Annotated in this window: 25 protein-coding genes; 17 read left to right on the top strand and 8 right to left on the bottom strand. The window is 58.8% G+C overall.

Features of this window, described 5'->3' with window-relative positions; genetic code table 11:
* Nucleotides 1-138: 138 nt before the first annotated feature.
* Nucleotides 139-1,050, top strand: a complete 912-nt coding sequence (locus RID11_RS16325) for a DUF2493 domain-containing protein (RefSeq protein WP_064225044.1) — start codon at nt 139-141, stop codon at nt 1,048-1,050.
* Nucleotides 1,051-1,058: 8 nt separating this feature from the next.
* On the opposite strand, the gene RID11_RS16330 is transcribed toward RID11_RS16325, so the two are convergent.
* On the bottom strand, nt 1,059-1,352 hold the full coding sequence (locus tag RID11_RS16330) for a helix-turn-helix domain-containing protein (protein ID WP_064225043.1): 294 nt from the start codon (nt 1,350-1,352) through the stop codon (nt 1,059-1,061).
* A complete protein-coding gene (locus tag RID11_RS16335) occupies nt 1,349-1,741 on the bottom strand; it encodes a type II toxin-antitoxin system RelE/ParE family toxin (RefSeq protein ID WP_199488385.1) in 393 nt (130 codons plus the stop codon). Before RID11_RS16335 ends, RID11_RS16330 begins: the two co-directional genes overlap by 4 nt.
* 603 nt (nt 1,742-2,344) lie before the next feature.
* Here RID11_RS16335 and RID11_RS16340 point away from each other — a divergent pair.
* The 6 genes from RID11_RS16340 (at nt 2,345) to RID11_RS16365 (ending at nt 7,573) form a co-directional block, all read left to right on the top strand.
* Nucleotides 2,345-2,683 carry a DUF736 domain-containing protein gene (locus RID11_RS16340; RefSeq protein ID WP_064225042.1) on the top strand — a complete coding sequence of 113 codons (339 nt, stop codon included), beginning with the start codon at nt 2,345-2,347 and terminating at the stop codon, nt 2,681-2,683.
* A 493-nt stretch (nt 2,684-3,176) separates the two neighbouring features.
* Nucleotides 3,177-4,388, top strand: coding sequence for a plasmid partitioning protein RepA (gene repA / locus RID11_RS16345; protein ID WP_064225041.1), 1,212 nt, complete (start codon nt 3,177-3,179; stop codon nt 4,386-4,388).
* A gap of 103 nt (nt 4,389-4,491) precedes the next feature.
* Complete coding sequence (gene repB, locus RID11_RS16350) at nt 4,492-5,487, top strand: plasmid partitioning protein RepB (protein WP_064225040.1); 996 nt, start codon at nt 4,492-4,494, stop codon at nt 5,485-5,487.
* Between the two features lie 160 nt (nt 5,488-5,647).
* Complete coding sequence (gene repC, locus RID11_RS16355) at nt 5,648-6,928, top strand: plasmid replication protein RepC (protein WP_064225039.1); 1,281 nt, start codon at nt 5,648-5,650, stop codon at nt 6,926-6,928.
* 55 nt (nt 6,929-6,983) lie between these two features.
* Nucleotides 6,984-7,241: a type II toxin-antitoxin system ParD family antitoxin gene (locus tag RID11_RS16360; RefSeq protein ID WP_064225038.1), complete on the top strand. Its 258-nt coding sequence runs from the start codon at nt 6,984-6,986 to the stop codon at nt 7,239-7,241.
* Complete coding sequence (locus tag RID11_RS16365; protein WP_064225037.1) at nt 7,238-7,573, top strand: type II toxin-antitoxin system RelE/ParE family toxin; 336 nt, start codon at nt 7,238-7,240, stop codon at nt 7,571-7,573. The genes RID11_RS16360 and RID11_RS16365 overlap by 4 nt, the downstream gene beginning before the upstream one ends.
* 6 nt (nt 7,574-7,579) lie before the next feature.
* Here RID11_RS16365 and RID11_RS16370 read toward each other — a convergent pair whose 3' ends face one another.
* Nucleotides 7,580-8,695, bottom strand: coding sequence for a tyrosine-type recombinase/integrase (locus RID11_RS16370; protein ID WP_350141040.1), 1,116 nt, complete (start codon nt 8,693-8,695; stop codon nt 7,580-7,582).
* Between the two features lie 151 nt (nt 8,696-8,846).
* On the opposite strand from RID11_RS16370, the gene RID11_RS16375 reads away from it, so the two are divergent.
* The 5 genes from RID11_RS16375 (at nt 8,847) to scpB (ending at nt 14,115) form a co-directional block, all read left to right on the top strand.
* Nucleotides 8,847-10,490, top strand: a complete 1,644-nt coding sequence (locus RID11_RS16375; RefSeq protein ID WP_350141042.1) for a TnsB C-terminal domain-containing protein — start codon at nt 8,847-8,849, stop codon at nt 10,488-10,490.
* Nucleotides 10,481-11,422 carry a TniB family NTP-binding protein gene (locus tag RID11_RS16380; protein WP_303704581.1) on the top strand — a complete coding sequence of 314 codons (942 nt, stop codon included), beginning with the start codon at nt 10,481-10,483 and terminating at the stop codon, nt 11,420-11,422. Before RID11_RS16375 ends, RID11_RS16380 begins: the two co-directional genes overlap by 10 nt.
* A gap of 62 nt (nt 11,423-11,484) precedes the next feature.
* Entirely contained in the window at nt 11,485-12,486 is a 1,002-nt protein-coding gene (locus RID11_RS16385; protein ID WP_350141051.1) for a TniQ family protein, read from the top strand.
* 145 nt (nt 12,487-12,631) lie between these two features.
* A complete protein-coding gene (locus tag RID11_RS16390; protein WP_288397334.1) occupies nt 12,632-13,516 on the top strand; it encodes a DUF1403 family protein in 885 nt (294 codons plus the stop codon).
* 2 nt (nt 13,517-13,518) lie between these two features.
* Nucleotides 13,519-14,115: an SMC-Scp complex subunit ScpB gene (gene scpB, locus RID11_RS16395; protein ID WP_288397336.1), complete on the top strand. Its 597-nt coding sequence runs from the start codon at nt 13,519-13,521 to the stop codon at nt 14,113-14,115.
* Nucleotides 14,116-14,177: 62 nt separating this feature from the next.
* Here the strand turns inward: scpB and RID11_RS16400 are convergent, their stop codons facing one another.
* From RID11_RS16400 to RID11_RS16420, 5 genes are all read right to left on the bottom strand, one after another.
* Nucleotides 14,178-15,437 (bottom strand): hypothetical protein, encoded by a 1,260-nt coding sequence (locus tag RID11_RS16400; protein WP_288397338.1) that lies wholly within the window; start codon nt 15,435-15,437, stop codon nt 14,178-14,180.
* Nucleotides 15,434-16,348 carry a nucleotidyl transferase AbiEii/AbiGii toxin family protein gene (locus RID11_RS16405; protein ID WP_288397340.1) on the bottom strand — a complete coding sequence of 305 codons (915 nt, stop codon included), beginning with the start codon at nt 16,346-16,348 and terminating at the stop codon, nt 15,434-15,436. Before RID11_RS16405 ends, RID11_RS16400 begins: the two co-directional genes overlap by 4 nt.
* Nucleotides 16,338-17,186, bottom strand: coding sequence for a type IV toxin-antitoxin system AbiEi family antitoxin (locus RID11_RS16410; RefSeq protein ID WP_223118686.1), 849 nt, complete (start codon nt 17,184-17,186; stop codon nt 16,338-16,340). Before RID11_RS16410 ends, RID11_RS16405 begins: the two co-directional genes overlap by 11 nt.
* Before the next feature lie 160 nt (nt 17,187-17,346).
* Complete coding sequence (locus RID11_RS16415) at nt 17,347-17,916, bottom strand: ImmA/IrrE family metallo-endopeptidase (protein ID WP_288397344.1); 570 nt, start codon at nt 17,914-17,916, stop codon at nt 17,347-17,349.
* Nucleotides 17,917-18,234 carry a helix-turn-helix domain-containing protein gene (locus RID11_RS16420; RefSeq protein WP_035367104.1) on the bottom strand — a complete coding sequence of 106 codons (318 nt, stop codon included), beginning with the start codon at nt 18,232-18,234 and terminating at the stop codon, nt 17,917-17,919. It lies immediately after the preceding gene.
* Nucleotides 18,235-18,395: 161 nt separating this feature from the next.
* Between RID11_RS16420 and RID11_RS16425 the strand changes: the two genes are divergently transcribed.
* The 5 genes from RID11_RS16425 (at nt 18,396) to RID11_RS16445 (ending at nt 24,637) form a co-directional block, all read left to right on the top strand.
* The gene (locus tag RID11_RS16425; protein ID WP_009803658.1) at nt 18,396-18,617 is read left to right on the top strand and encodes a DUF2188 domain-containing protein; all 222 of its coding nucleotides are present in this window, start codon (nt 18,396-18,398) and stop codon (nt 18,615-18,617) included.
* Nucleotides 18,618-18,685: 68 nt separating this feature from the next.
* On the top strand, nt 18,686-19,816 hold the full coding sequence (gene mblB / locus RID11_RS16430) for an anti-phage 6A-MBL system MBL-fold protein (protein ID WP_288397351.1): 1,131 nt from the start codon (nt 18,686-18,688) through the stop codon (nt 19,814-19,816).
* Entirely contained in the window at nt 19,816-22,101 is a 2,286-nt protein-coding gene (gene cap2-3, locus RID11_RS16435; RefSeq protein ID WP_288397353.1) for an anti-phage 6A-MBL system cap2_3 protein, read from the top strand. The genes mblB and cap2-3 overlap by 1 nt, the downstream gene beginning before the upstream one ends.
* Entirely contained in the window at nt 22,098-23,303 is a 1,206-nt protein-coding gene (locus tag RID11_RS16440) for a patatin-like phospholipase family protein (RefSeq protein WP_288397355.1), read from the top strand. The genes cap2-3 and RID11_RS16440 overlap by 4 nt, the downstream gene beginning before the upstream one ends.
* A 995-nt stretch (nt 23,304-24,298) precedes the next feature.
* Nucleotides 24,299-24,637 carry a DUF736 domain-containing protein gene (locus RID11_RS16445; protein ID WP_350141048.1) on the top strand — a complete coding sequence of 113 codons (339 nt, stop codon included), beginning with the start codon at nt 24,299-24,301 and terminating at the stop codon, nt 24,635-24,637.
* Nucleotides 24,638-25,292: the final 655 nt, after the last annotated feature.

Raw genomic sequence — 25,292 nt, forward strand, 5'->3', positions numbered from 1 at the left:
CCATTCCTCGCGGGAGCAATTTTCCGGCCTTGGGCGCATTCTCCGCTGCGCTCCGATCCTGACGGATGCGGCCCGGTCGCCGCCGGTCCTGATATCGCCCCATCCAAATCGGGTCAGATCAAACAGAGGAACCAGACAATGCCCCATCAGACAGACATCCAAGAGGAGACCGGCGTGACCTCCGGCATCCTCGACCACCTGGCACTTCACGGCGCAACACCGGGACCCGGCGAGACCGATCACCGCCCCCTGCCCCAGCCCGACGAAGTCGAACTCGCCATGGCGACCCTCTTTGACACCACCATCGGCCTCCTCACTGGCAGCCAGTTGGAAGACAATCTCGAAGAGATGCTCTGGTCCCTCACCTCGATCTTCCATCGTCGGCTCACCCATATCCAGAAGCTTCTCGACGACAACGAATTCGAGGTCAGGGAAAGCTTGGGGCTACAGGACGGCTCCGAGGTCGCCTCGGTCGAACTCGAGCGCCTCCAGATGATCGGGCTCAAGCTCTGGGACCATCGCGACGCCTTCGAGCAGATGCGCGATCTGGCCGTAGACCACTTCTCGGCCGCCACCGGTTCGCCCTGGCTCCCCCGCACCGGATCCAAGGTCTCACATCGCGGCCTCACCTCCGCCGTGGTGGACAGCCGGGCCTATCTCTCGGCCAAGCGTCGCAAGGAGACCGAGGTGCACTGCCCCGAAGGCACGCGGATCGCTTTCTCAGGCGGGGACTATCAGGCTTACGATCTGATCTGGTCCGTCCTCGATGCCACCCATGCGAAATACCCCGACATGGTGCTGCTGCATGGTGGCACGCCCAAAGGCGCCGAGATGATCGCGGCCCGCTGGGCAGATACCCGTGGGATCACCCAGGTGGTCTTCAAGCCCGACTGGAAGAGCCACGGCAAGGCCGCCCCCTTCAAGCGCAACGACAAGATGCTCGAAACCATGCCACAGGGTCTGATTGCCACGCCCGGTTCGGGCATCACCGAGAACATCGTCGACAAGGCCCGCAAGCTCGGAATCCGCATCAAGAGGATCGGGGCTTAGGCCCCGGTTCACGCCCCGCGCAAGAGGTCCTGTACGACGGAAGGCTTCTTGGCGATCAATGCCAGCAGAACCTGTGCTGGGCCTGTCGGGTGCCGGCGCCCGTGTTCCCAGTTCAGGAGCGTACCTTTCGCGACGCCAATGCTCTTCGCAAACTCGGCCTGGGACAGGCCCGTCCGTTGCCGGACTTCGGCGACATCGACCTCCGCCACGGAAACTTCATGCACTTTGGCGTCGGCCAAATCGCCATTCGCGAAGGCCAGAGCCTCTTCGAGGCCCTTGGATACGGTTTCAAATGCACTCATGTTGCGTCTCCATATTTCGCGACAAGCGCCTTGCTCATCTCTACCGCAGCAGCTTGTTCGGTCTTTGACAGGTTGGCTTTCTCATTCTTGGCAAAGACCGTAATCAGAAAGATCGGCATATGGGTCCCGCCAAAGACATACACCGTCCTGAAGCCGCCACTCTTGCCGCTCCCCTCTCTCGGGATGCGGACTTTGCGTAATCCGCCGCCAAGAGAGACGCCCGCTTCCGGATTGGCGGCAATGAAGTTGATCGCCGCCTCACGCTCCTGGTCCGACATGATTGCCTTGGCGCGCCTTTGGAATTCGGGCAGTTCGACCACTGTCTGCAATCGCGTCATCTCTTGTCCCATATAGGTTTCGGCGGTGTATGTGTCAATGACGTATAGCATGAGCACTGGAAGGACAAGTCGCCGACGCTTGCCGGAGCTAGAGAGGATGTCCCGTCCGTTGGTAGCGGCGGCCCTTGGTCAAATGTCCTGTCGCATTTTCTGACCTAACCAACCAGCCGGGCTGTCATCTAGGGCTATTGGGTGGTTGCTGTGTCTCGTGGCGACCCGGTCTTTCGTTCCACGCTCTGATCGCGCCGAGCACTCCTCCGCATCGTGGGCGCTTCAGCGAAGACTATCGGCACGTTAGTGATCCTGGGGATGCGACTTTGACGTCTGGACTATGTCTCATCTTCGGTGAATTTGGAAGGAGTCAAGACACTCGTGGCATCTCCCTCGGCCGTTCACCCAGTTTCCTTCGTGGCCAGGGCACTTCTCCCGATGTGTTGCTTTGCATGACACGCTGGTCGCAGCTGTCGTCCCGTCCACAAAGGTTGTCGCCGATCTTTTTCCCCTGACCCACCAAAGAACAGGGGTGGGCCATTCCTCGCGCAGCAAAAAGACCGGCGCCTGCCCCTCTCCGCTGCGCTTCGCCTTCGGAGTGGTCGGGCCTTGGCCAGCTGCATGACCGCACGTCGTGCTGCAACGCAAACAAGGAGAAGAGCAATGACCACGAACTGCATCAAATTCACCAGCGCCGACATCGAAACCGCCAAGGGCGTCGGCTCCATCTCGACCTTGACCTTCGACCTCGACATCACAGTCGAACCCGTCGCGAGCACGAACCCGATGGCCCCCACACACCGCGTCCTCGGCCGCTCCCCGCGTGGCAAGCTGGTTGAGTGCGGCGGCATCTGGAAGAAGCAGAACAAGGAGACCGGCGCCGACTACTTCACGCTGACCATCCGCGACCACGGCTTCAACGCCAACCTCGGCAAGGCGGCAAGCCAGGACGATCTGTCCCTGCAGGCGATCATCCCCTGGGGCCCCAAAGACGCCGCGTGACGCAAAGAATCGGCTGGGGCAACCCAGCCGATTCTCGTTGTCTCCTATGGCACTGACACGATTTATTATGTGTTGGAGTGGCATGGGCGATGTGTTTGACGGAACCAAGTGACCACGGTTCAGATGTAGAACTTTTCTGATGCAGCTCGCTGCGTGGCTGTCGTGTTTGCGGATCCGCTAGGCGTTTCGACGCTTCAAGCCATGTGCCGTTTGACAGCCGTGCAGTTACATAAATGTATTTTAAAACAGTAGGTTAAAGTATTTTTACCGCGCCGTTCGAGTTGAGTGCTGCGCAGAAGGCCGCACCGTTGGTTCCATATGTTGGGCCGCCTTTTTCGCCGCTCACTATAGCTTGTCGCCGCATCTAGACTCGATCGTGCTGCGGGAGTGCATAAGCCACCGCGTGAAAATCGTTGTTAAGACTCATTTTTCCGTGTAGATGACACTTTAAAGGGATAAATTGCTGAAAAAGCGATATTTAGAGGGCAGGCGGATGCGAGATAGGTCATTTACGGCTGATACGAAGGATCAACCCTTCGACGAGATCATCCTTCAACAGGGAGAGCTGATTTCTGACCGTCTCAATATGTTGCGGCAGGAACAGTATCCTCCAGATGCCCAGAAAGGTCTACGTCAGTTTTCGCTGGCGGAGGTCGCTTATTATCTCGGCGTGACCCAGTCGACAATCAAGAAGCTCCACCTAGAAGGTAAGGGGCCTGATCCCGAAACCTCGTCGTCGGGGAGGCGTAGTTATTCAGCTGAGCAAATGCTCGAACTGCGGGCGTATTTGGACAAGCATGGTCGGCCTGGAAAGCGGCGGTATGTGCCCCATCGGCGTGAAGGTGAGGAACTGCATGTAGTTTCTGTCGTCAACTTCAAAGGCGGGTCCGGAAAGACGACGACTGCGGCTCATCTGGCTCAGCACTTGGCGCTGAAAGGGCATCGTGTACTGGCGATCGATCTTGACCCGCAGGCATCACTGACAGCTCTGCATGGTATTCAGCCGGAGCTCGATAATGTTCCATCGCTCTACGAGACGCTCCGCTACGATGATCAACGCAAGCCAATTATCGAAGTAATCCGACCAACGAACTTTCCTAACCTTGATATCGTGCCTGCAAGTTTGGAACTTCAAGAGTATGAGTACGATACCCCCGTTGCCTTGACGAGCAGCGACCCCCACGAGGGGCGCCTTTTCTTCACTCGGATCTCTAAGGCGCTCGACGAAGTCGATGATCGCTATGATGTCGTGGTGATCGATTGCCCACCGCAGCTTGGCTATCTCACGCTGACCGCACTGACAGCCTCGTCGTCAGTCATCGTCACCGTCCACCCACAGATGCTGGACGTTATGTCGATGAGTCAATTTCTGCTCATGCTTGGCGGAATCATGAAGACAATACGAGACGCTGGCGCGAACATGCGACTGAAATGGTTTCGCTATCTGGTTACCAGGTTTGAACCCACTGATGGCCCTCAGAAGCAGATGGTCGGGTTTCTGCAGGCGATGTTCCCGAACCAGATGCTTACCGCGCCTGTTTTGAAATCCACGGCGATCTCCGACGCTGGGATTACTAAACAGACACTCTACGAGGTCGAGCGCTCCCAGTTTGTTCGCACAACTTATGACCGGGCAATCACTTCACTGAACGACGTGAACGATGAGGTTTCGGAGCTGATCCACAAAGCATGGGGGCGCGAATGACGACGTCTTTGACAGCCGTGCAGATTGATAGTTTTGACAGCCGTGCAGACAGCCATTTGTCCAGAGTGTTCACGTCTATGATCGCCCAGAAGGAGACAGTTTGATGGCTCGTAAAGACCTCCTGAAAAATGTGATGGCCAGTTCTTCCGAGCAGCCGAAGGACTCTGGCCGATCAGGCTATGCGATGCGTGGCGCATCAAAGTCCATGAAGGTCTCGATTGACAATCTTGCCGAAAATTCGAAGCGCTTGCTCGAAGGGGAAACCATCGTCGAAATCGATCCCCAATTGATCGATGTGTCCTTCATTTCGGATCGTCTCAGCGACGACGACGAGGCCTTCAACGAGCTGAAGGAGTCGATTGCAACTGGTCGCCAGGACACTCCAGTACTGCTTCGCCCGCACCCGGATCTGGACGGTCGCTATATGATCGTCTTCGGCCATCGGCGTGTGCGCGTGGCGTCAGCCCTTGGCCGGAAGGTTCGCGCTGTAGTCAAACCAATGGACGATGTGGCGCACATTCTCGCCCAAGGGCAAGAGAACACGGCGCGCGCGGATCTTTCATTCATCGAGAAGGCGCTTTTCGCAAAAAGCCTCCTTGATATGGGGCAGGCGAAGGATGTGATCCAGTCGGCGCTGACCATTGATGGAACGCTGTTGTCGCGCATGTTGTCTGTCGCGCAGAACATCCCGAGGCATGTGATTGAGCGGATCGGTCCCGCTAAGCAGATTGGCCGTGACCGCTGGGAGGATTTCAAGAAGCTGGCTTCGGAGTCTGCGAACCAAAAGGTCCTTGAAGGTGCCTTGGAACTCGAAGGGTTTCACGAGCTGGATAGCGATGCAAGGTTCGAGCTCCTGCACAGCAGACTGGCAGAGGCGGGCAGGACACCCAAGCGCAGAAAGACGCGCATGGCACCCAAGAAGCGCACCTGGACCGCCGGCAAAGGCCGCATCAAAGGGGTAATCGGCCGGTCCGGAAGGGCATTCAGTATTTCGCTGACAGCACAGGATTCAACCGAGTTCGGAGACTTTCTCTCCGGTCGACTGGATCAGCTCTACAGCGAATTCCTCGCAACAAAAGAGGAGCAGTCGGAACAATGATCTAGGCAAAAGAAAAGCCCCCAAGCAGCGTGGCCTGAGAGCTAATCTGAAAAGTTTGGTCGCTTAGAAGATACCTCTCCCACGAATCACTGTCAACGATGAACGCTTTTGAGCGAACGGCTTTCTTTTGCCTCCACATAACCGGAGGTGAGATACAGGCATGAAACATACAGGTTGGCGCAAGCCGACACCGGGTCTTGGGGTTGCTGAGCAACTTGCCCAAGCCGGTGAACGGGTAGCAGTACCCAAAACACGAGCATTTGTCGCGCTCAAGCGCGTTGGTGCACATATCGGCCTGAAGGCTGGCGACATGATGCTCCTCGACACGCTCGGGGCCTTCACCCAGGCCCAGGACTGGGAGGAGGGGCAGCGCCCGATCGTCTGGGCGTCGAACGCCTATCTGATGGAGCGGACGGGCTTTTCGCTCTCCGCGCTCAAGCGCCATGCGCGGCGCCTGGCCGAGATCGGCGTGATTTCCTTTCAGGACAGCCCGAATGGCAAGCGGTGGGGCCGTAGGGACGCCGATGGGCGCATCGTTGAGGCGTATGGCTTCGATCTGTCGCCGCTTTCAGCCCGTGTCGAGGAGTTCGAGGAGCTTCATGCCGAGCTGCAGGCCGAGCGCGAGCTCTGCCAGCGCCTGAAGCGTCAGATTACGGTGGCACGCCGGATGATCCGCGCTCGGATTGAGGCGGCTATCAGCAGCGCGCTGCGCGGGCCCTGGAGCCAATTCACTGGACTCTTTGAGGAACTTCTGGACCGGCTTCCGCGTCGTCATGAAGCCTCTGAGCAGTTGGAACGGCTACTGTTGTGGTTCAAGGAACTTCAGGAACGGGTCGAAGCGGCCTATCTCAAGGCGACTGGTGCGACAAAACCTGTGGAAAACATCGGTAACAAAGACACCCAAATCACAAAAAAGACTCAAGAAATGGACCCCAGGGAGGTCATTTCTGAACCTCATATACTAATTACAAATCAACTTAATCCTGTAACTAGTAATTCCTCTGAAAAAGAGGAAGCGGCGGGCGTGGTACCCAATGCTCCACCCGAAGAGTGGGTTGATAGGGAGCTGGAAGACTGGGTTGCCGAGGTGCGCAAGAAGCGGACGGCGCTCGATCTGCCGACAATCATGCAGGCCTGTCCGGAATTCGCGTCCTGGGCGCGCAATATGGGTGGATTCCTGAAGGATTGGGGCGACCTGCACCGCGTTGCCGGGCAACTCAGGCCGATGATCGGTATCTCAGAGCATGCCTGGAACGTAGCGCAGGATCGAATGGGGACCCAAGTGGCCACGGCCGCATTTGCGCTCGTCTTCGAGAAGCACAGTGTCGGTGAGGTTGCCTCGCCGGGCGGATATCTTCGGGGCATGGTCGAGAAGGCTGGGGCAGGAGAGCTGCATTTGGAGCGTAGTTTCTATGGCAGGCTCAGCGGGCAGGCGGCGTGACGTATTGATAAATAAGTGGCATTGGCATATATTGCCAACAAAGGAGATCTGACACATGGTGACACGCAACGTTGTCCTGACCGAACCTCAGGATCAACTGGTTCAAGCCTTGGTGGCATCCGGGCGCTACCAGAACGTGAGTGAAGCAATGCGCGCTGGCCTGAGATTGCTGGAGCAGGAAGAAGCACAACTAGCCGGGATCCGGAAAGGTCTAATTGAAGGTCTGGCGCAGGCCAAGGCGGGCGATCTTGCGGAGGGAAGCGGCAAAGATGCGATCCGTAGGGCCTTTGCGACTGCGCGCGCGCGTTCATGAGCCGATCCTTCCGGCTGACTCGTCGTGCGGAAGCTAGCCTCACTGAAATCGGCAGATGGACGATCGAGAATTTCGGGCTGCGCCAAGCGGAGCTTTACGAGGCCGAATTGCTCAACTGCTGTGAAAGAATTCTGAACGGCCAGGCCCATAGCCGGAGTTGCGCAGTTCTCGTTGATGATGTCGAAGACCTGCGGTTCATAAGGGCAGGGGAACATTTCCTTGTGTTTCTGGATCGATCGGACGAGGTCATCATCGTGGATATCCTCCATTCCCGCAGCGATCTCCCTCGCCATGTTGCCTCACTTTCGGCTTTGAAGTCCGAAGACTCCTGATCCACATCACAACCCGGCTGCCTTCGTCAGGTTCACCCGGAACCTGTCTCGGCGACGCTGATAGCGGCGAGTCATCTCGGCCGAAGCGTGCCCCAGCTGCTTCTGGACATAGCGCTCGTCGACTTCGGCGGAGCTGGCGAGACCGGCGCGTAGGCTGTGGCCAGAGAACATAGCGAGGCGGTCTTTCTCAGGCAGGTCCGACCGGATGCCCGCGTCCAGGACCGTGCGCTTGATCAGCCGCGCAACGTGTTTGTCGTTGAGCCGCTTGTCAGAGGCGCGTTTGCCATCCCGCGAGGTGCCGACAAAGACAGGGCCGAAGTCGATCCTGGCGAAGTGCAGCCATTGCTCGAGTGCATGGACAGGGCAGGTCTGGTCCTTGGAGCCGCGGCTGATCTCAACCTCGCGCCAGCCGGTCTTTGCGTTCAGGGTCAGTACGACGCCCTTGTCGAAGATCTCGATCCAGCCGCCCGAGTCCGGCGTGTCGTCCTTGTGAACGTCGAGGCTGACAATTTCCGACCGACGCAGACCGCCCGCGTAGCCAATCAGCAGGATCGCCCGATCCCGCAAGCCGCGCAGGTCGTAGGGCAGGGCGGCGATCATCGCCAGAATATCCTCGGCCAGAATCGCTTCCTTCTGCACCGGCGGGCGCGCGTGCTTGCGTTTGATCCCAGCCAACACCGTCGCGATGTGGCGGTTCTTACGATCGAGGGTGAATCCGCGTTGCGCATAGTTCCAGGCGAGGCCGGAGAGGCGGCGATCGATCGTGCTGACCGACAGGGGGCGGGACGCCCACTGCGAAGGGGAGGGGCCTGACCCGGAGGCGAGATCGGCGAGGTAAAGGCCGATCATCTCGGATGAGGGGGGCAGGGGCTCCACTCCCTTCATCCGGCACCAGCGCGCAAAATGCGCCCAATCCTTGGCATAGGCCTTCAGCGTGTTGTCGGACGCTGCAGCGCGGGCATAGTCGCGGGCGGTGTCGACCAGGCGATCAAGGCTGCCGGAGCCCGCGACATGGGAGGGCAGGGCGATCCCATCGCTTTTTTCTTGATTTCTCGCGTCGCCCTGAGCATTATGACTTGCATCAGAGTTTGATGATGTCGATTTCTCGTCCTCTGCGGCCATTTTCCAGTGAATCCAGCGATGAAATTAAACTGTCGTTCTTGTTCCATCACTGGAATCTAACCCATTGATATTATTATATTCATGTTTCTGTTTCATTTCCGGATTATAGTTTCATTATCGGACATAAGATACCTTTTTGTGGGTTTTGGCCATGGTGGATCGCTCAGACATCAACGCCGTAGATGATGCGGCATGGGAACAGGCGGTTGCGCGTGAAGGAGTGATACGAAGGCTGGCGAGCACGGCCAAACCTGATCGCCGCGAATTCCTCTCGGCCTGCCGGGAACTTGGTCTCAAACGATCCCGTCTTTACGATCTGATTAAAGCATACAAGGCGCGCCCGATCACAAGTTCCCTCCTGACAGGCACGGCAGGGACCCAAACGGGCAGCCGGCGACTGCCGGAAGTGATCGAAGTTGTGATTTCAGAGGCAATTGAGGACTTCTTCAAGTCCCGTCAGAAGCCGAGCATCAATGCATTGCATAAAGAGGTGCGCAGGCGTTGCGCTCAACAAGGCTTGCGCGCTCCATGCTGGACCGCGGTACGCGACCGTGTGACGGCGATAGACCCTGCCGAGTTAGTGTCTGCCCGCGAGGGGGCCAAGGTTGCCCGTAGCCGCTATCATCCTGTCCCCGGAACCTATCGGATTGAGCGGGCTTTTGAGGTTGTCCAGATCGATCACACTTTGGTGGATGTCATCGTTGTAGACCGTGCCCACCGCAAGCCTCTGCAAAGGCCTTGGGTGACGCTGGCCATCGACGTTGCCAGCCGTATGGTTGCTGGGTTTTATCTGACGCTGGAACCGCCATCCGCCTTGTCGGTTTCTTTGGCGGTCCAACATCTTGTGCAGCCCAAACTGGATTGGCTGGACGGTTTGGGCATTGATGCAAACTGGCCGACGGCAGGGCTACCTGAGACCATCCATGTCGATAACGCCAAGGAGTTCCGCTCAAAGGCCATGCGGCGCGGCGCTGAGGAGCATGGGATTTCGCTGCAGTACCGACCGATCGGATCACCACATTACGGTGGCCATATCGAGCGGATGATCGGAACGATGATGGGGGCGGCACATTTGCTGCCCGGGTCGACCTTTAGCAACATCAAAGACCGTGGTGACTATGACTCTGTAGCAAATTCGTCGATGACGCTGGAAGAGCTGGAGCATTGGCTTGCTCTTGAAATCACCCGTTATCATGCTGAACGGCACCGATCCTTGGGTATTCCACCGATTGCGGCTTGGCAGGAGGCCGTTCAGAGACGCGATGCGGCCTTGCGACACCCCTATGATCCAGAAGGGTTTCGGATCGACTTTCTGCCTGCTGTCGAACGTATGGTGCGCCGCGATGGTATCCACCTGTTCGGCCTAAGATACTGGGACGATGTTCTGAGTATTTGGGCTGGCAGGCGGGGGCGACAGTTGCGTGTGTCCTACGATCCACGGGACCTGTCCACCGTGTTCGTGCGGGGCCCGGATGGTCAGCGATACCCTGTGCGGTTTGCCGATCTGCGGCACCCTCCGATCACTTTGGCGGAGCATCGCCGCGCGCAGACAGTTCTGCGCGAGCGGGGTCGATCGCTTGAGGATGAAAACCTCATTTTCGCAGTGATCGAAGAGCAGCGGGCCTTGGTTGATGCCGCATCAGGCAAAACGCGGGAAGCCAGACGATTTGCGGAACGGCGAGATCGGGCACTGGCTAGCGTCGAACCTGCCGCGATCGAAGAAAACGACCCTGAACATGCAGAATCTGGTGATATCCTCAATGTGCCCACGTTCGAAGTGGAGGAATGGTCGTGAGCGGGGCAGGGGAGTTCGCACATCTCGATCCGAACTATCGACGGTTCGCTGCCCTTTCGGACGAAGAGCGTATTGCCTGGATCAGGGCTGACCGCTGGATCGGTTTCGATCAGGCGGGATTGGCGCTTGGACGCCTTGAAAACTTGCTTACCTATCCGCCGCGCGACCGGATGCCCTGTCTGCTGATCTATGGCGACACAGGCATGGGTAAGACCAAGATCGTGCGCAAGTTTGAACGCGATCACCCGCCAAAGTTCTGTCAGGTAACCGGCGTCGATCATCGCCCTGTGGTGGTTGCACAAGTACCATCCGAGCCGATTGAGCGGGATCTTTACCGCGAATTGCTCGCCAGTATGGGCGCGCCAGCAATGGCCGGAGGGACATTGGCCCGTGAGAAAGATGTTTGCCGCTCTTTGTTGCGCACCGTTGGAGCGAAGATGATCATTTTGGACGAGGTGAACGGCATGCTGGCCGGTACGTTCCGCCAACAGCGGATTTTTCTCAACGCCATAAGGTTTCTGGCCAATGATCTGCGGGTTCCATTGGTTTGCGCCGGGACGGACCTTGCTCGTCAAGCGCTGTTGACGGATGCGCAACTGGCGGAGCGGTTCGAGGCGTTTCACCTCAAGCCTTGGAAGAACGATGCGGTCTTTGCTGGTCTTTTGAAGAGTCTCGGACATATCCTACCGCTGCGCGAACCATCCGATCTGACCAGCGCCGACACAAGGGCGCGGATCCATACGCTGACCTCAGGTGTGACGGCTCGCATATTTCGTTTGATTGAGACAGCGGCGGAGGCGGCGGTCCTCTCAGGCCGGGAAAGGCTTGATGCCGAAAGTTTCGGGGACGATCTGGTGTTGCCTCTGGTGTCAATGACACAGGCTGGTCGCCGCCAGTCGCGAAAAAACATGCAGTCGCGGGTAACAGCATGACGGCGGTGATCCGGCCTCCCGTCGCACCTCGTCCATTCCGTGACGAATTACTCTCGTCTTGGATGGCGCGGGTTGCGACACGCTTTGGTTTGGAGGTGCGTGACATGACGGCGTATATGGCAGGGCAGAGGGATAACCTACCGTTGCTACGCCAGATTGATGACACAGCGCCTGACCCGGAACTACTAAAGATTTGGGCGCGGGGCTGCAGGATCGATCCTGCGCGCCTCGAACGCCTTTCATTGAAATTTAGGCACCACAACCGGCCGCGCGATTGGATTTCGAGTGCGAGAGGGGGAGGTGTATCCGTATGTTTTGCCTGCTTTGATGCGGATGTCGCGGTGGGGCGAGACGCCTATATTCGGGCTGATTGGAGGTTGGTTGAACGGGTTGTTTGCCCGGTTCACAAAGAGATGCTGCGGGACCGCTGCCTTGAATGTGGTGCCCACCTGCGGACTTCGTTCAGGTTGCGCACGGGTCTGCTTCGGGTGTTCTGCGCCAAATGCGATTGTCTTCTCACAGGCAGGGGAGGGGCGCGGGCGGATCGTGCAGACACGGCATTTACAGAGGGCACTCTAACGTTTCAGCGGCAGGTCGAGCGGATCATCAATGGTGATAAGGGTCATCTGGCTCTCTTGGAGCGGACAATACGCGCGCTATGGGCACCGCTTGATTGGGCGGGTGCTGCGCGTCCTGTCTTGGCGCTTTGGTTCGATCAAGAGGGATGGAACTGTCCTTTCGAGGCCCGAGCCGCCGTAGGCGCGCCGGCCCCGCTCCAGCATCTTTCCGTACGATGGCGTGTCTTGACGCTGGTTATCCTTGGCGATCTCTTTGGAGAACGGATGGTTCCAATGGCGACAATGCCTGAGGCGGCCGCGCGGTTGTTCAGACGTGCCGCGCCGATCCCGCGGGCACCTTACGGGCGCAGGGCAGCAATCAGCAAGGGAGAGGACCCGATCGACATCGTCACAAGACGAGTCCAGAGATTGAGCAAGAGCCCAGTCCACCGATGGAATGGAAATTTCGAGGACGAGAGGGCTGATTTTGGGCGAGTCCGGCCATGAAACAAAAGCGACATCGACATGTCGCTGAGCATATCTTTTTATGTCCGATAATGCAAACTTATTGGACATAGTGCAAAGCACCAAGGCGGGGCGGTTATGACGCAATTTTCTGGCAGAAAGCGCCGCGCTGATGTAGGCTTTGGGCATGACATTCGCCCGACCGGACCCCATCAGCGACCTCGACACGTTACCCCGGATGCCCGCCTGGGTCACCTCTGCACGCGCTGAAACCCTTGAAGATGTTGCGTTTTTGTCGGGGGCCGCGCTGAACCACCTGCATCTTGTGTTGGAACGCGAGGAGGTGCCCCAAGCCTTGTTGCGGGACCGGCTCGCGTTACGCGCTGCGGGGGCTTGCGTCGCGTTCACTGGACGGTCGGAGCGGGAAGCGGAGTTGCGCGATGCGGTGCACCTGTTGCGGCCCGGCGATCTTCCCGGGCCGGCGGGCGAAATCTGCCTGGCCTGGCGGCGCGCTGTGGAACGGCCGCTGTCGATCAAGGCTCTAGGCCGAGCCTTGCCGACCCTCGAGCCGAGCCAGATTGCCGCGTGGTTGGATGCGGGGAAAGGGTCGCCAGTAACCAGGGCCGCGATGGTGTTGGAGGCGGTGTTGACGGAGACACCGCGTGCCGAAGTGCCGGCGTTGATCGTCGCGGATGCGGCGCTCGCGCAGGCACCCGGCTGGGATCATCTCGTGCCGCTGCTGGCCCCAGGCCTGAAACGCGCTGATCTGCGCAAGCGTGGGGACGACTTGAGGCTCGCCTGCCATCGGGCGCTCGTCTCATCTGCGGTCGAGGCCGTGCGTCTCTCCGCCGATCTCGCGCGTCGGGCTGCGCATCTGAAGGCGGTCGCACCCAAGCTGCGGTCCAAGGGGGCGGGGGATGCAGTTGAGATGTTCCTGAAACGCGATGCTGTTGCTCCCTCGGCTCTGCCGCTGCCGGATCGCGCCGCGCGGCGGCTCTGCGACCGGCTGGTTGACCTCGGCGCAGTGTGCGAGCTGACCGGGCGTGACACCTTTCGGCTTTACGGGGTGTAGCGATGGCAAAGGATCGCCCGGAACCCGAGCTTGACCGCGAGTTGCCCGACCTGCCGCCGGAGCTGCGCTGGCGCGAATGGATGCGCCGGATCGAGGCGGTGCTGTTTGCCTCGGCCACGCCGGTGCCGCGCGAGGATCTGGCGCGCGTGGTGGGGCAGGGGGCGTCGGTCGACCTGCTGGTCGAGGATCTGGCGGCTGATCTGGAGGGGCGGGCCTTCGAGATTGCGAAGGTGGCCGGCGGCTGGATGTTCCGGACGCGCCTCGCTTATGCGCCCGCGATCCGCGCCGCGGCGGATGTCGGGGATCAATTGCTGGACCTGAGCGCGTTCGACATCGCGGTCCTGGCCACCATCGCCTATCACCAGCCAATCACCCGCGACGGGCTAAAGGACATCTTCGGCAAGGAGATCGGCCGCGACCTGATCGGACGGCTGCATGCGCGCGACCTCATCGGGACCGGGCCAAGGTCGCCCCGGCGTGGGGCGCCCTATACCTTCGTCACCACCGAAAAGTTCCTGGTCGCGTTCGGGTTGGAGAGCCTGCGCGATCTTCCCGATCGGGAGCAGCTAGACGATGCGGGCTTGGTTGTGGAGGCGTGATGAGGCCAACAGTTATCAGTGATGACGCTCCGGTCGAGTTGGTAATTCTCCAAGCCTCAGTTTCACCTTCGCACCTTGAAATAGTGGGCAAACTCGTCCTTTGTCATCGGCTCGATGCTGAATGCGTCGCGCAGTGAGTTCCACGTCCTGTGAAGAAGTTGCATGCGCCGCTCATCTGGCCAGTCGCGCTCCGTTTCGTCGACCAAGAGACCGCTCTTACGGGATCTCGCGGGCAGGTAGCCGGATTGCATCGGCCAGACCGCGTCCGACATGCCATCGATCCCCATGACGATCCGTCTTCGCTTCGACGCGCCCAATGCGTCAAGGCAGGCCATCCCGTTTGCCAATCCTCTGATCCAATTGGAGAACAGATGTCCATAAGAGATGTGTTTCTGGCCCTTGTGCTCGGTGAACGCCACACCGTCTGACATCCACACTTCGCCGCTTTCTTCGAGGTATGCCGCAAGGTTTCGTGAACGACAGGTTCCATCCTCTTCCCGACCCGCGACCCAGTACGTCACGAACCCGAACGGGCACGATCCGAAATTTCCGCCGCTTCCTGCCCCTGTGGGAGCCCGGAGACGCGCGCTGTCTGGCAATTGCTCCAGCGCCGTGATCGATGGACGGCCGTTGGGAAAACCTGCAGGGATGATCCTGAGCCAAGCTCGCGATAAGTCCAAAGGCCTTACACGAGCAACTTCACCGAAGCCGTCGGTGTGCGTCGCGGGCCATTCTGCTTTCCATAGGCCTGGCGAATGAGGGTCGCTCTCGACGCCCAGGATAGGCTCGGCGGCGGACCTAGCGTCGCGGACCAGATCAATATTAACCCGGACGGCTTCGGCCAGTTGCTTGATGAGGGCTTCCCGAACCGTTTTCCGTTCCGCCTTTGTCGCCTCCGCAGCTAAAGTGTAGGTCAGTATTCGGCGGTGCCGGATATCGAAGGGTAAGTTCTCTACGGTGTCACCGTTCGCCGTATTCAAGACGGCAATTATCCTTTCAAACCCTATGGCGCTCATTGCGTAGCCGAGCTCGACCATGACGTTCGGATTCGGTAGCGCTTTTCCGCCAGCAGACTTAGCGATAGGCGTGACGTCTGCGACCATAACGGCGCTTCTGGATATCTTTTCCAAGATCGTCTGGCTGATGTCTGCCATTCCGGCGGTTGCTTTCGTGTCGTGATCCAGGGCCACCCGCTCGACATCTTCGACATCGAGAGTTTCACTGACTCGGTCGACAGCGATGGCTAGAGCATCTCGTATGAAATCCCGATTCAGTCTTGCGGGCAGGTCATTCTGCCATGACCAAAACACGGTGTCGGTCATCGCCAGATGCCCTCAAGTTTCTCTGCCTGTCTGTGCCGTCTTTCGGCTTCAAGTCGGTCGAGATTGGCGAGCTTCCAGCGAACGGCGGGCAGGTTGGCCGCGTCCGTGAGGCCAGAAAGATTCCAGTCAATTTCGCCTCTTTCCACACCAACGAGAAAGGCGCGGTGCTCGTCCGGCATCTGCGCAACTATTGCTTCAATCATCTCTTCACGGGTTGCGACCAGCTCTTCCAGTTCGACCAACTCCGTGGTCATGCCTAAGAAGTTCTCCTCGAAATCCGAGCGAATGTCCTTTCGGGTCGGAGCGAGAACTTCGATAGCCGGCCGGTTATGGCTCACGATGTAGGCCAAGAACGCTTGTCGCAATGACGTCGAGATTCCTTCCTTCCTTAGGAGATCCCGCACGTCGAAGAGGTCGCGGGGGTGTTGGCGATCAAGTGCGGCGACGATCTTTCCCGCGTAGAGATCGTCAAAAGAAACTACTTGGGTCTCTGCGTAGCCGAACTGGTCTTCGACCGACGGCGCAACCTGCATGACTCTGGGTTCGAACACGCAACCGCGGGCTACAGGTGTCACTTCGACCTTGATCTGAGTTTCCGGTGTCCGGACGACCAGACGGGTGACGATCCCTTCGTTGTGCAGTCGACTGGGAACGACCTTGGTTTGAGGCACGGCTTCCGAGATGGATTTCGATATCCGGTCTAACGCGGCGTCTATGTCGGCGAGGGATTCTTCCCGGGCTTTCACGGGTAGGTAAGTCAGGTCGATATCGACGGACAGGCGCGGCAGGTCTCGGACGAACAAGTTTATCGCAGTCCCGCCCTTCAGCGCGAACACGTTTTCTTCAGCCACTGACGGGAGGACCCGGATCAAAAGATCGACTTGCTGTCGGAACCGTTCATCAGTTGCCATCAAGACCCTCCGGCACCGTTATTTGGTATTTAGCGTCCAACTTGCCTCCTTTTGCGACCACCCGCTTGCCACTGCCGATGTTGATTGCATCAAGATCGAGTCGTTTGAACCAGGCGTGATCGTTCCGCTCGGCGAACCACAGAAAGAGTCGGTTCACCTTCACGCTGCCGCAGTTTTCGAGAGACGCCTGGAGTTGCCTGGGACTGAGGTTTGAAAGTCCGGTGAACAATTCCGCAGCGTGCTCGAAGGACTGGTGTGTCGGGATCTCGTCCAGAAATTCCAGAATGGCTCGCTCCGGACGGGAGATCACCATCGGCCAGGATCTGTCACCCCAGACATGGAGTCTCAACCCACCGTCGGGGTTGTCCAATGTCTCGACATTGCCTGTCGACGAAATTGGTGGGAGGTCTTGGATCGCCTTGAAGATCGCCTCCGACTTGAACAGCTTTTTCGCATTTCGCGTCTGGAAATCGATCTCGGGGTCGATTTCGTTGAGCCATTTGGACAGGGGCGCTTCCGTGTAGAGGTGAACCTTTCTCCGCTTTCCCATGGTTACGTAGTGACCGTAGCCTTGAAGTTCGAGTGCGCTGAGGCCCCCGACGATGACCGGAACTCGCATGAGTGATTGCAGCGAGATGATAAGGTGTTGCCATCGTGTTTCGGAACCGGGCCGCTTGTAGATCCCTCGTGTGGGCTGCTCCAACCAGCCGTTCGCGACGTATTTGCTACGCAGTGCGCTCGAGTAACCTGCCTCGTCCAACCATCGCGAACTGGCGACCAAACCTTCTGGAAGGAGGCGCTGCAACGAGTTGAGCTTTTGTCCTCTTTGCACACTCATAGTTTGCTTTCAGGTCTCTTCGTAAACTCAAGCTGGTTTGATGTATGCTGAATTTAGTAACTTAAGGTGTGCAAAAATGGAATACGTCAAACCAAAAAATCGTAGCTGAAGCGCTAATGCGAACAACAACGCTCACCATTAACTAAATATTTATAATGGGTTAGACGCGGCGGCGCGATAGCTGGTAATCCACACCGGTCATCCGAAACCGCCACTTCAGCATCTCCGGACTGACGAGATGTTCCTCGCAAGCGTCGCGATCTGACATGCGCCGACGACGAATCGACAGAAGGGCGGGCCGGGGCAGCAGCAAGGCTCCGGCCAACCAGTCGGCTTCGTCTTCCTGGTCTTGATCGAAATTACCCGGAACAAGAGAGCCGTCCTCCAGGATGCAGGCTTTTGCAAGTTCGTGACCCAAGATGATGTGCGCCAGTTCGTGCATCACCACGTTGTTGCGGCGACCTCTTGAGGAGACCGGTTTATGGACGACAAGATGGGCCGCGCCCAATCGCATCGTCACGGCGGACCACGATTGATCTGTCTCGTCGCTCAGAACCGACCTGGCGCTTTCCGATATCCCGTCGACGTCATCGGTGGACCAAACGGTGACTCGAAGCTCCTCCGCCAAACGGTCGGCAGACAGCGCATCGTGATCGGACAGACCGAACTGTTTTCGAAACTCGACCGATCGCCGCTCACATTGAGATTTGAACCCTCGTCTGAATGCCACTTAGTGTCCTCGAGCCTCGACGTCTTGTTCGAATTGTCGCGAGGCTTGCGTGATGAGTTCAGCCAGAGCGAGAGCGGTCGCTTGCGGGACGGCTTTCCTGTTCTTGAATGCGATTTGAAGGTCTCCAACGCCGGTGAACTTCGAAGGCTCCTCCCCCAGCCATTCGCTAAGTTTGTTGAGCGTGCCCACGTCTGGGACATGCCCTTTCTCGATCCTCGTGAGTGTGGTCGGACTGATCCCGATCTCCTTCGCGGCAGCCCTAACCCCCATGTTTCCCCGTCGCCTTAAGACTAGTGGGGCGAGTTCGTTGATATTCATATGCCCTCCTTAGTGTTTCGCAAACTGGTATTAGTGGTGCGAAGACTGTTTACTTGGTGAGGCTTCTGACCTATACCAGTCTGTGAAACACTTGAATCATGCCGCAGGGCCGGGGTCAACAGTTTCGAATCGAGGCGAGTCAGGAAAATAAGGAGAATTCGATGTCAAAGCGTATTCATGTGGTCCCCCACGGGGATGGTTGGGCTGCACGCCGTGAGGGCGCTACCCGGGTCGGATCCACGCATGCGACTCAGGCAGAGGCGACCGCAGCCGCACGCACCACGGCGATCCGAGAGCGAGGCGAGGTCGTCATCCATCGGCCTAATGGCCAGATCCGAGACGCAAATTCCTATGGGAATGATCCCTATCCGCCGAAAGGCTAGGCTCCAGCACCGGGCTGGAGGTCAAAGAACTGCCCAATCTGCTCGGGCAAAAATATGAGGACAGTGAAATGCAGGCTCTGGTGAACTTCTTTCCGCTCGGCAACGCCGACACCGCCCGCCTCGACCTTGCCGATGGGCGCAAGATCCTGATCGACTTCGCCGCAATGCGTTGCGACGACGATGAGGATGACCAGCGTTGCGACTTGCCGACGGCACTTCGGCGCGACTTAGAAAAAGCGGGCCGCGACTACTTCGATGCGGTTTGCATCACGCACACTGACACCGATCACTGCAAGGGGTTCGGTGACTTCTTCTGGCTCGATCATGCTGCGCTCTACCAAGGCAAGGGTCGCGTAAAGATTAGGGAACTCTGGGTACCTGCAGCGGCAATCCTTGAAGAGAACTTGAAGGATGATGCGCGGTTGGTGCGTGCGGAGGCACGGTACCGTTTGCGTCAGGGCAAGGGCATTCGAGTGTTCTCTCGCCCTGAACGGTTGAAGGCCTGGATGGAGGCGGAAGGGATCGACTTTGAAAGCCGCAAGCACCTGATTGTGGATGCTGGCAAACTCGTGCCGGGGTACTCACTGACTGGGCCAGAGAAGGTTGAGTTTTTTGTGCATTGCCCGTTCGGCTGGCGACAGGATGAAAACACTGTCGTCGATCGCAACGAAGACTCGATCGTTATGCAGGGCACTTTTGTCGAGGGCGGCCAGAAGACGAGGCTGCTTCTTGCCTCAGACGTCAATTACGAGACGCTGGCTGCGATCGTCCAGGTTACCCGGAAGCACGGCAATGAGGACAGGCTCGCTTGGGATCTGATGAAGCTGCCGCACCATTGCTCCTACAAGTCGTTGGGGCCGGAGCGTGGCTCGAACGAGACTGTCCCTGACCCCGACGTCAAGTGGCTGTTCGAGGATCAGCGCCAACCCGGCAGCGACATTATCTCTCCGTCCTGGCCGATCCCCGTCAAAGGGTCGAAAGCCGACGACGACGTCCAGCCCCCGCACCGGCAGGCTGCAAACTATCACCGTCGGATCACTGTGGCGCACGACGGCGAATTCATCGTGACGATGGAGCACCCGTCGAAGAATGATCCTAAGCCCTTCGCATACAAGATCACGGCATTTGGTTTCGCCCTTGCGCTTGCTGCGCCGATGGTTGCTGGAACCGCCGCGGCGGCGTCGCCCAGGGCTGGTTAATGGACGTCGAAGCCTGGCTCAAGGCATCCTTCGACGAAGTGATCGAGGTCGATGACCTCACCTCTTCGGCAGCGGCATCGTTTGCACGGTTTGTCGACCGGCATGCCGCCGAACTCGCTGCCGTCGTCGCACTACGCAGGGGAGGGGCAGGTGAGCTTGTAGAACTCACCTTCAGGACCGGCAGGCCGCAGCAGAGCGTCGTGCCAATCCGGCGCACAGAACGAATTGGCGTTCGCTTCGCTGGCGGCGATTCAATGCCATTCGTCTACGTGTTGCGCAGCGATTTTCCCGACACTGCCCACCAAAACCTTACTGCCGAAGGATCACCCCGCGCGATCTGTATCGATGACCGAAGTTGGGCGGAAGCGCGCCTCACATGGACACCGGCCGAGCTTGTCCAGCGTATCCTTGCCTGGTTTCGGCGGGCTGCCGAGGGCGCATTGCATGACGCCCGGCAGCCGGTCGACCCGCTCATGTTCGGGACCGGCTACAACATCATCATGTCCCGTGCGTTGATCGATAACGTCAACACACAGGATCTCGTCGCTGTCCCTGACGACACGGGCACGCTGATGCGCGTGATCCCGCTTTCCCAGCTGCAGGGGCGCACACTGGCTTTGCCGTTGACGGTGGCAGCGTACCGAGTGCCTCCGGCGCAGATGGTGCGGCTTTCGTTCGCGCCAGGTAATCTTGGCAGCCTTGCCGACTTGCTCACAGCACGTGGGATCGATCTATTTGCCGATCTGCGTACGCGCCTCGCCGAATGGTTGAACGACGCACGCACCAATGCGGCGCGGATCAATTCCTGCCTGGCAGTGGTCGTCGAGATGCCGATTACCTCACCAGACGGAACACAACAGGGCACAGATTTTCGGGCCTTCGTCACTGCTGAGAAGGTTGGTGACATCGCGGTCGCGCTCGGAATTGCTCACAAGGTCGAAAGCAAGAATCAGGGCGGAGCCGCCGGCTTCGTTACCGCTTTGACTGCCGGACCTGTGGATGAAGCTGCGCTGATAGCGATGGCCGTGCTGCCGGTCGAAGTCCACGCAACCTTTGACCGAGACCTTGCGACCCGGCTTGCGGGCCGCACCATCCCGGATGCACGCAAGGCAGTGATCGTCGGAGGGGGCGCGATCGGTGCCCATGTCGCCCCTTGTCTTGCCCGAGAGGGGCGTTTTAGCTGGACTGTGATAGACGATGACGTCCTGCTTCCACACAACCTTGCCCGTCATGTTGGCTTCGGCGGCGACGTCGCTCGGCGCAAATCTGAATTGCTCGCTGGGGCGTTGGCGAGCATTCTTGACGATGAAGACTCTGTGGCTACAGCAATAACCGCCCAGGTTGGGGTTGAAGGGCAGCAAAATGACGACGTTGATGCTGCGCTCGATGGCGCCGACATTATCGTGGATGCATCCGCTTCTTTGCTGGCAGAGCGCTTCCTCTCTGACCATAAATCCAAGGCTCGGCGGTTCAGCATCTTTTTTAGCCCGGCGGGGGATGCCGCCGTTCTGCTGGCCGAACCGATAGATCGCAGCGTCACGCTACGCGATCTGGAAGCGCAGTATCTGAGGCATGTCGTCCGGGAGGAGGCTCTCTCGGGTCATTTAGAAACCCCGGTGCGGACATTCGCCTATACCGGCGCTTGCCGTGCCATCACAAACTTGATCCCGGAGTCGCGTGTCATGGCCCTAAGTGGGCTGGTTGCGGAAGGTCTGGGACGGGCCGCCGACGCTGATAAAGGGATCATCCGGATCTGGTCGCTTGGTACAGAGGGTCAAGTCAGGAGCTTCTCTTATCCAGCGGAGGATGTGCGTCGCTTCGATGTTGACGGCTGGCAGGTCTCACTCGATGCCGGACTCCGCTCACGCATCACTGCCATGCGCCATGAATGCCTGCCGAAAGAGACGGGAGGTATCCTGCTCGGGGTCGTCGACATTCCTGCCCGGAAAATACACCTTGCCGATGCCGCCAAAGCACCTGCTGACAGCATCGGATCGCCAACTGGGTTTGTTCGCGGCACCGACGGCGTCCAACAGATGATCGACCGATCTATGGCGGAGACACAGGGACAGCTGCGCTACGTCGGTGAGTGGCATTCACATCCGCCACTGGTCGGGGTGATGCCGAGCGTTACCGACCTGTCCCAGATCAATTGGCTCGCCACCATATTTGACATGGATACCTTGCCCGGCCTGATGTTGATTGCTGGGGAGGCCGAACTCGCTGTCGTGTTTATGCGCCATAGCGAAGCTTCTTCTCCGCTAGCCGAAAGGTCGGTTCGATGAGTAAGCCCGTCATCGGCCTCTCGCTGTCAGGCGGTGGATCCCGTGCCATCGCCTTCCACCTAGGCTGTCTGCGCGCCTTGCATGATCTCGGAATTCTTGACGAAGTTCGGGTCATATCCACCGTATCAGGGGGAAGCGTCATTGGCGCACTTTATGCGGCTAATGACGAACCGTTTCCGGTCTTCGAGACGAAAGTGCGTTCGTTGCTTTCCTCCGGCTTGGTGCGTCCGGCCTTGCGCAAGGTGTTCACGACCACCGAAGGCCTGCGTGCGATCTACTGTGCCACCCTTCTTGGGGTGATCAACCTCGCAATCTTGGCGATCGCGACCGGACCGCGCCTCCTTTCGCTGATACTGCCACCGACCGCACGTACACGCTGGAGCTTCGACAAGTTACGCGCACCGCTGCCGCGTTTCGCGAGCAGGACGACGATCCTACGTAGGGTTTTGGACGAAGATGTCTTTCACGGACTTAAGTTGCGGGAATTGCCCGCGACGCGCCCACTTCTGATTATTAACGCTGCCGATTTGCGCACAGGTTCGGCGTTCTATTTTTCGCGAGAGAAATCGGGATCTTGGCGTCTCGGGGAACTTGCCGGTTCACAGACGACTCTTGCGCACGCTGTCATAGCCTCCGCGGCATATCCGCTTTTTCTGCCGGCGCTTGATGAACGTCTCGCTTTCAACAAACCTGACGGATCGCGACGCGAGGAGCACGTCACCCTGACCGACGGCGGGGCTTACGACAATTTGGGCCTGGCGCCGCTTTGGCCTGATCGGGACTCCTCGGTGAGCCTGAATGTTTCTGGTGTGGACACGATCATATGTTGTCGAGCGGGCTACGGTTTGCGATTTGATCCGCCCAGCCAATTTTTCATGGCGCGGCTTACAAGTACGTTCACTTGCATCTTTGACAGGGCTCAGAATGCTGCCGTGAAGCGCTTGTTCGATTTAAAGTCATCTGGGCAGATCAAAAGGTTTGCCATGCCCTTTCTTGGGCAGGATGACTCCCGCCTCGCCTTTCCGCCATCGGATCTCGTATCACGCGACGACGCACATGGATATCCAACTGAATTTTCTGCCATGCCGGACGAGTGGATTGAGAAACTCAGCAAGCGTGGCGAACAGTTGACATACGCTTTGATTGCGGAACACATGCCCGATTTGGTTTCTGAATTGCGGCAGAGCGAAAGCTGTTCCTAGAACGGGCATAACAGTAACCCCCATTGTCGCGACTGGAAAAGTGGCGAGCGCTGATGCCGCTTGCATCCAGAACTCTCGATACTTCCCGCCAGACTGGTCATTCTGGCAGAGGATGACAATTGTGCCTCAGAATTCCTGTTTTTATGAACTTGGCCCCTCCTGCCCTTTGGTCAGGACCGCGCCCTACTCGGCCGGCTGCACGCAGCCGCCCTCCCCGAACTGAAACGCCGCCACTCCCTGCGACGTGCCGCTGGCCGTGCAGTCTCCTCCTGAGCCAGCCCGACCAGCCGTCGCATGGTCGTGGCAACGCTTCATCTCGGCCGTTCGGTAACGGTCGCTGGGGCGGGCGTGTGACATCAGTGATCACGTACCTCGCGTCTCGGCCGGTGTTGCTCCTCGCTTTGCCGGACACGCAGCTCCGCGCCGCGATCATGGGTCGCAAACGATGTCCGACGACCGCCGGATTGCATTGGCCGCAGCTGGCATAGTGCTAGTGATGGTCGTGATGCGCAGATCCCAGGTTATCGGTCTGCCGTAGAGGCTCTCTTCGAAATCCCGGTGATCCGAACAGGTTGTCGATGCTTCGACGGTCTCCCTGCCGCTCTTCCAGACAACACACATCGCGTTGCCACGGAAACCAGCCGTCGCGACACGTGAGGCAGGGTCAAAAAAAGCTCTGCCTCGTCCGGGTTCGGATCGGGGCAAGAGGACAGAGAAGACACCGGACCCCGCCGCTTCTTGGTCGGCTGTTCACCCAGTTTCCTTCGCGGCCACCGCACTTCTCCCTCTGTCTGAGTTGCATGACATGCTGGTCGCAGCTGTCGTCCCGTCCACAAAGGTTGTCGCCGATCTTTTTCCCCTGCCCCTGCGGGCTATTCCTCGCGAGGCAAAAAGACCGGCGCCTGCCCCTCTCCGCTGCGCTTCGCCTTCGGTGTGGCCGGGTCTTGGCCAGCTGCAAGGTGACCATCATTGCAACGCAAACAAGGAGAAGAGCAATGACCACGAACTGCATCAAATTCACCAGCGCCGACTTTGAGACCGCCAAGGGCGTCGGCTCCATCTCGACCCTGACCTTCGACCTCGACATCACGGTCGAACCCGTCGCAAGCGCGAACCCGATGGCCCCCACGCACCGCGTCCTCGGCCGCTCTCCGCGCGGCAAGCTGGTCGAGTGCGGCGGCATCTGGAAGAAGCAGAACAAGGAGACCGGGGCCGACTATTACACGCTGACCATCCGTGACCACGGCTTCAACGCCAACCTCGGCAAGGCCGCGAACCAGGACGATCTGTCCCTGCAGGCCGTCATCCCCTGGGGTCCCAAAGACGCCGCCTAAGCCAACGGCCAGACCGCTCCGGCGGTCTGGCTATTTCTCGTTCCGGGGAACTGGCCCTCGACTGGTGCACTATCGGTGTCCGAAGGATGCGGTATATTTCGGAGGCGGACGCGGACGCCGAGGCGGACAGTCAGACTGGATAGGTCGCTGACGCGGCTTCGATCTTTCTGTTCAGTGACAACGTACATCGCGCGAACCCGAGTCGGAACCGAATGTCCGCAGGGAGAACTGGCAGCCCGCTGAGCGAGGCAAGCGCACTCCTTCTCTCATTCGAGCAACCCGCGCCTGGGTCGTGTTGGCGAAGCTCCCATGGGCGGCGAACTCGCCCTGTGCCGCGAGGGTGCAAACCGCAGATCAACGTCATGTGTCCGAGGGCAACGTCTCACGTCAGGGTCACCGCCGCGCGCCTTTCCGTCGACCTGTTGGCCTTAGTGATCGCTAGCCCGGGGTCGAGCGGTCGGCAACGCCGGGGGCAGGTTTCTGGACGGCTTGCGCCTTGAACGCTGCGGAGCATCGCTCACAACAAACCTGCCCCCGGCGTGCTCCATTTCATTCCGCCCCGTGCCGGGTGCAGCCCGCTCTCATGCCCCCGGTCTTTTCCACGATCCGTCCAACGACGATCAACGGAAAGGATCACATCATGACACTCGAACAA

It is taken from the genome of Roseovarius sp. (genome assembly GCF_040219995.1).
GTDB lineage: Bacteria > Pseudomonadota > Alphaproteobacteria > Rhodobacterales > Rhodobacteraceae > Roseovarius.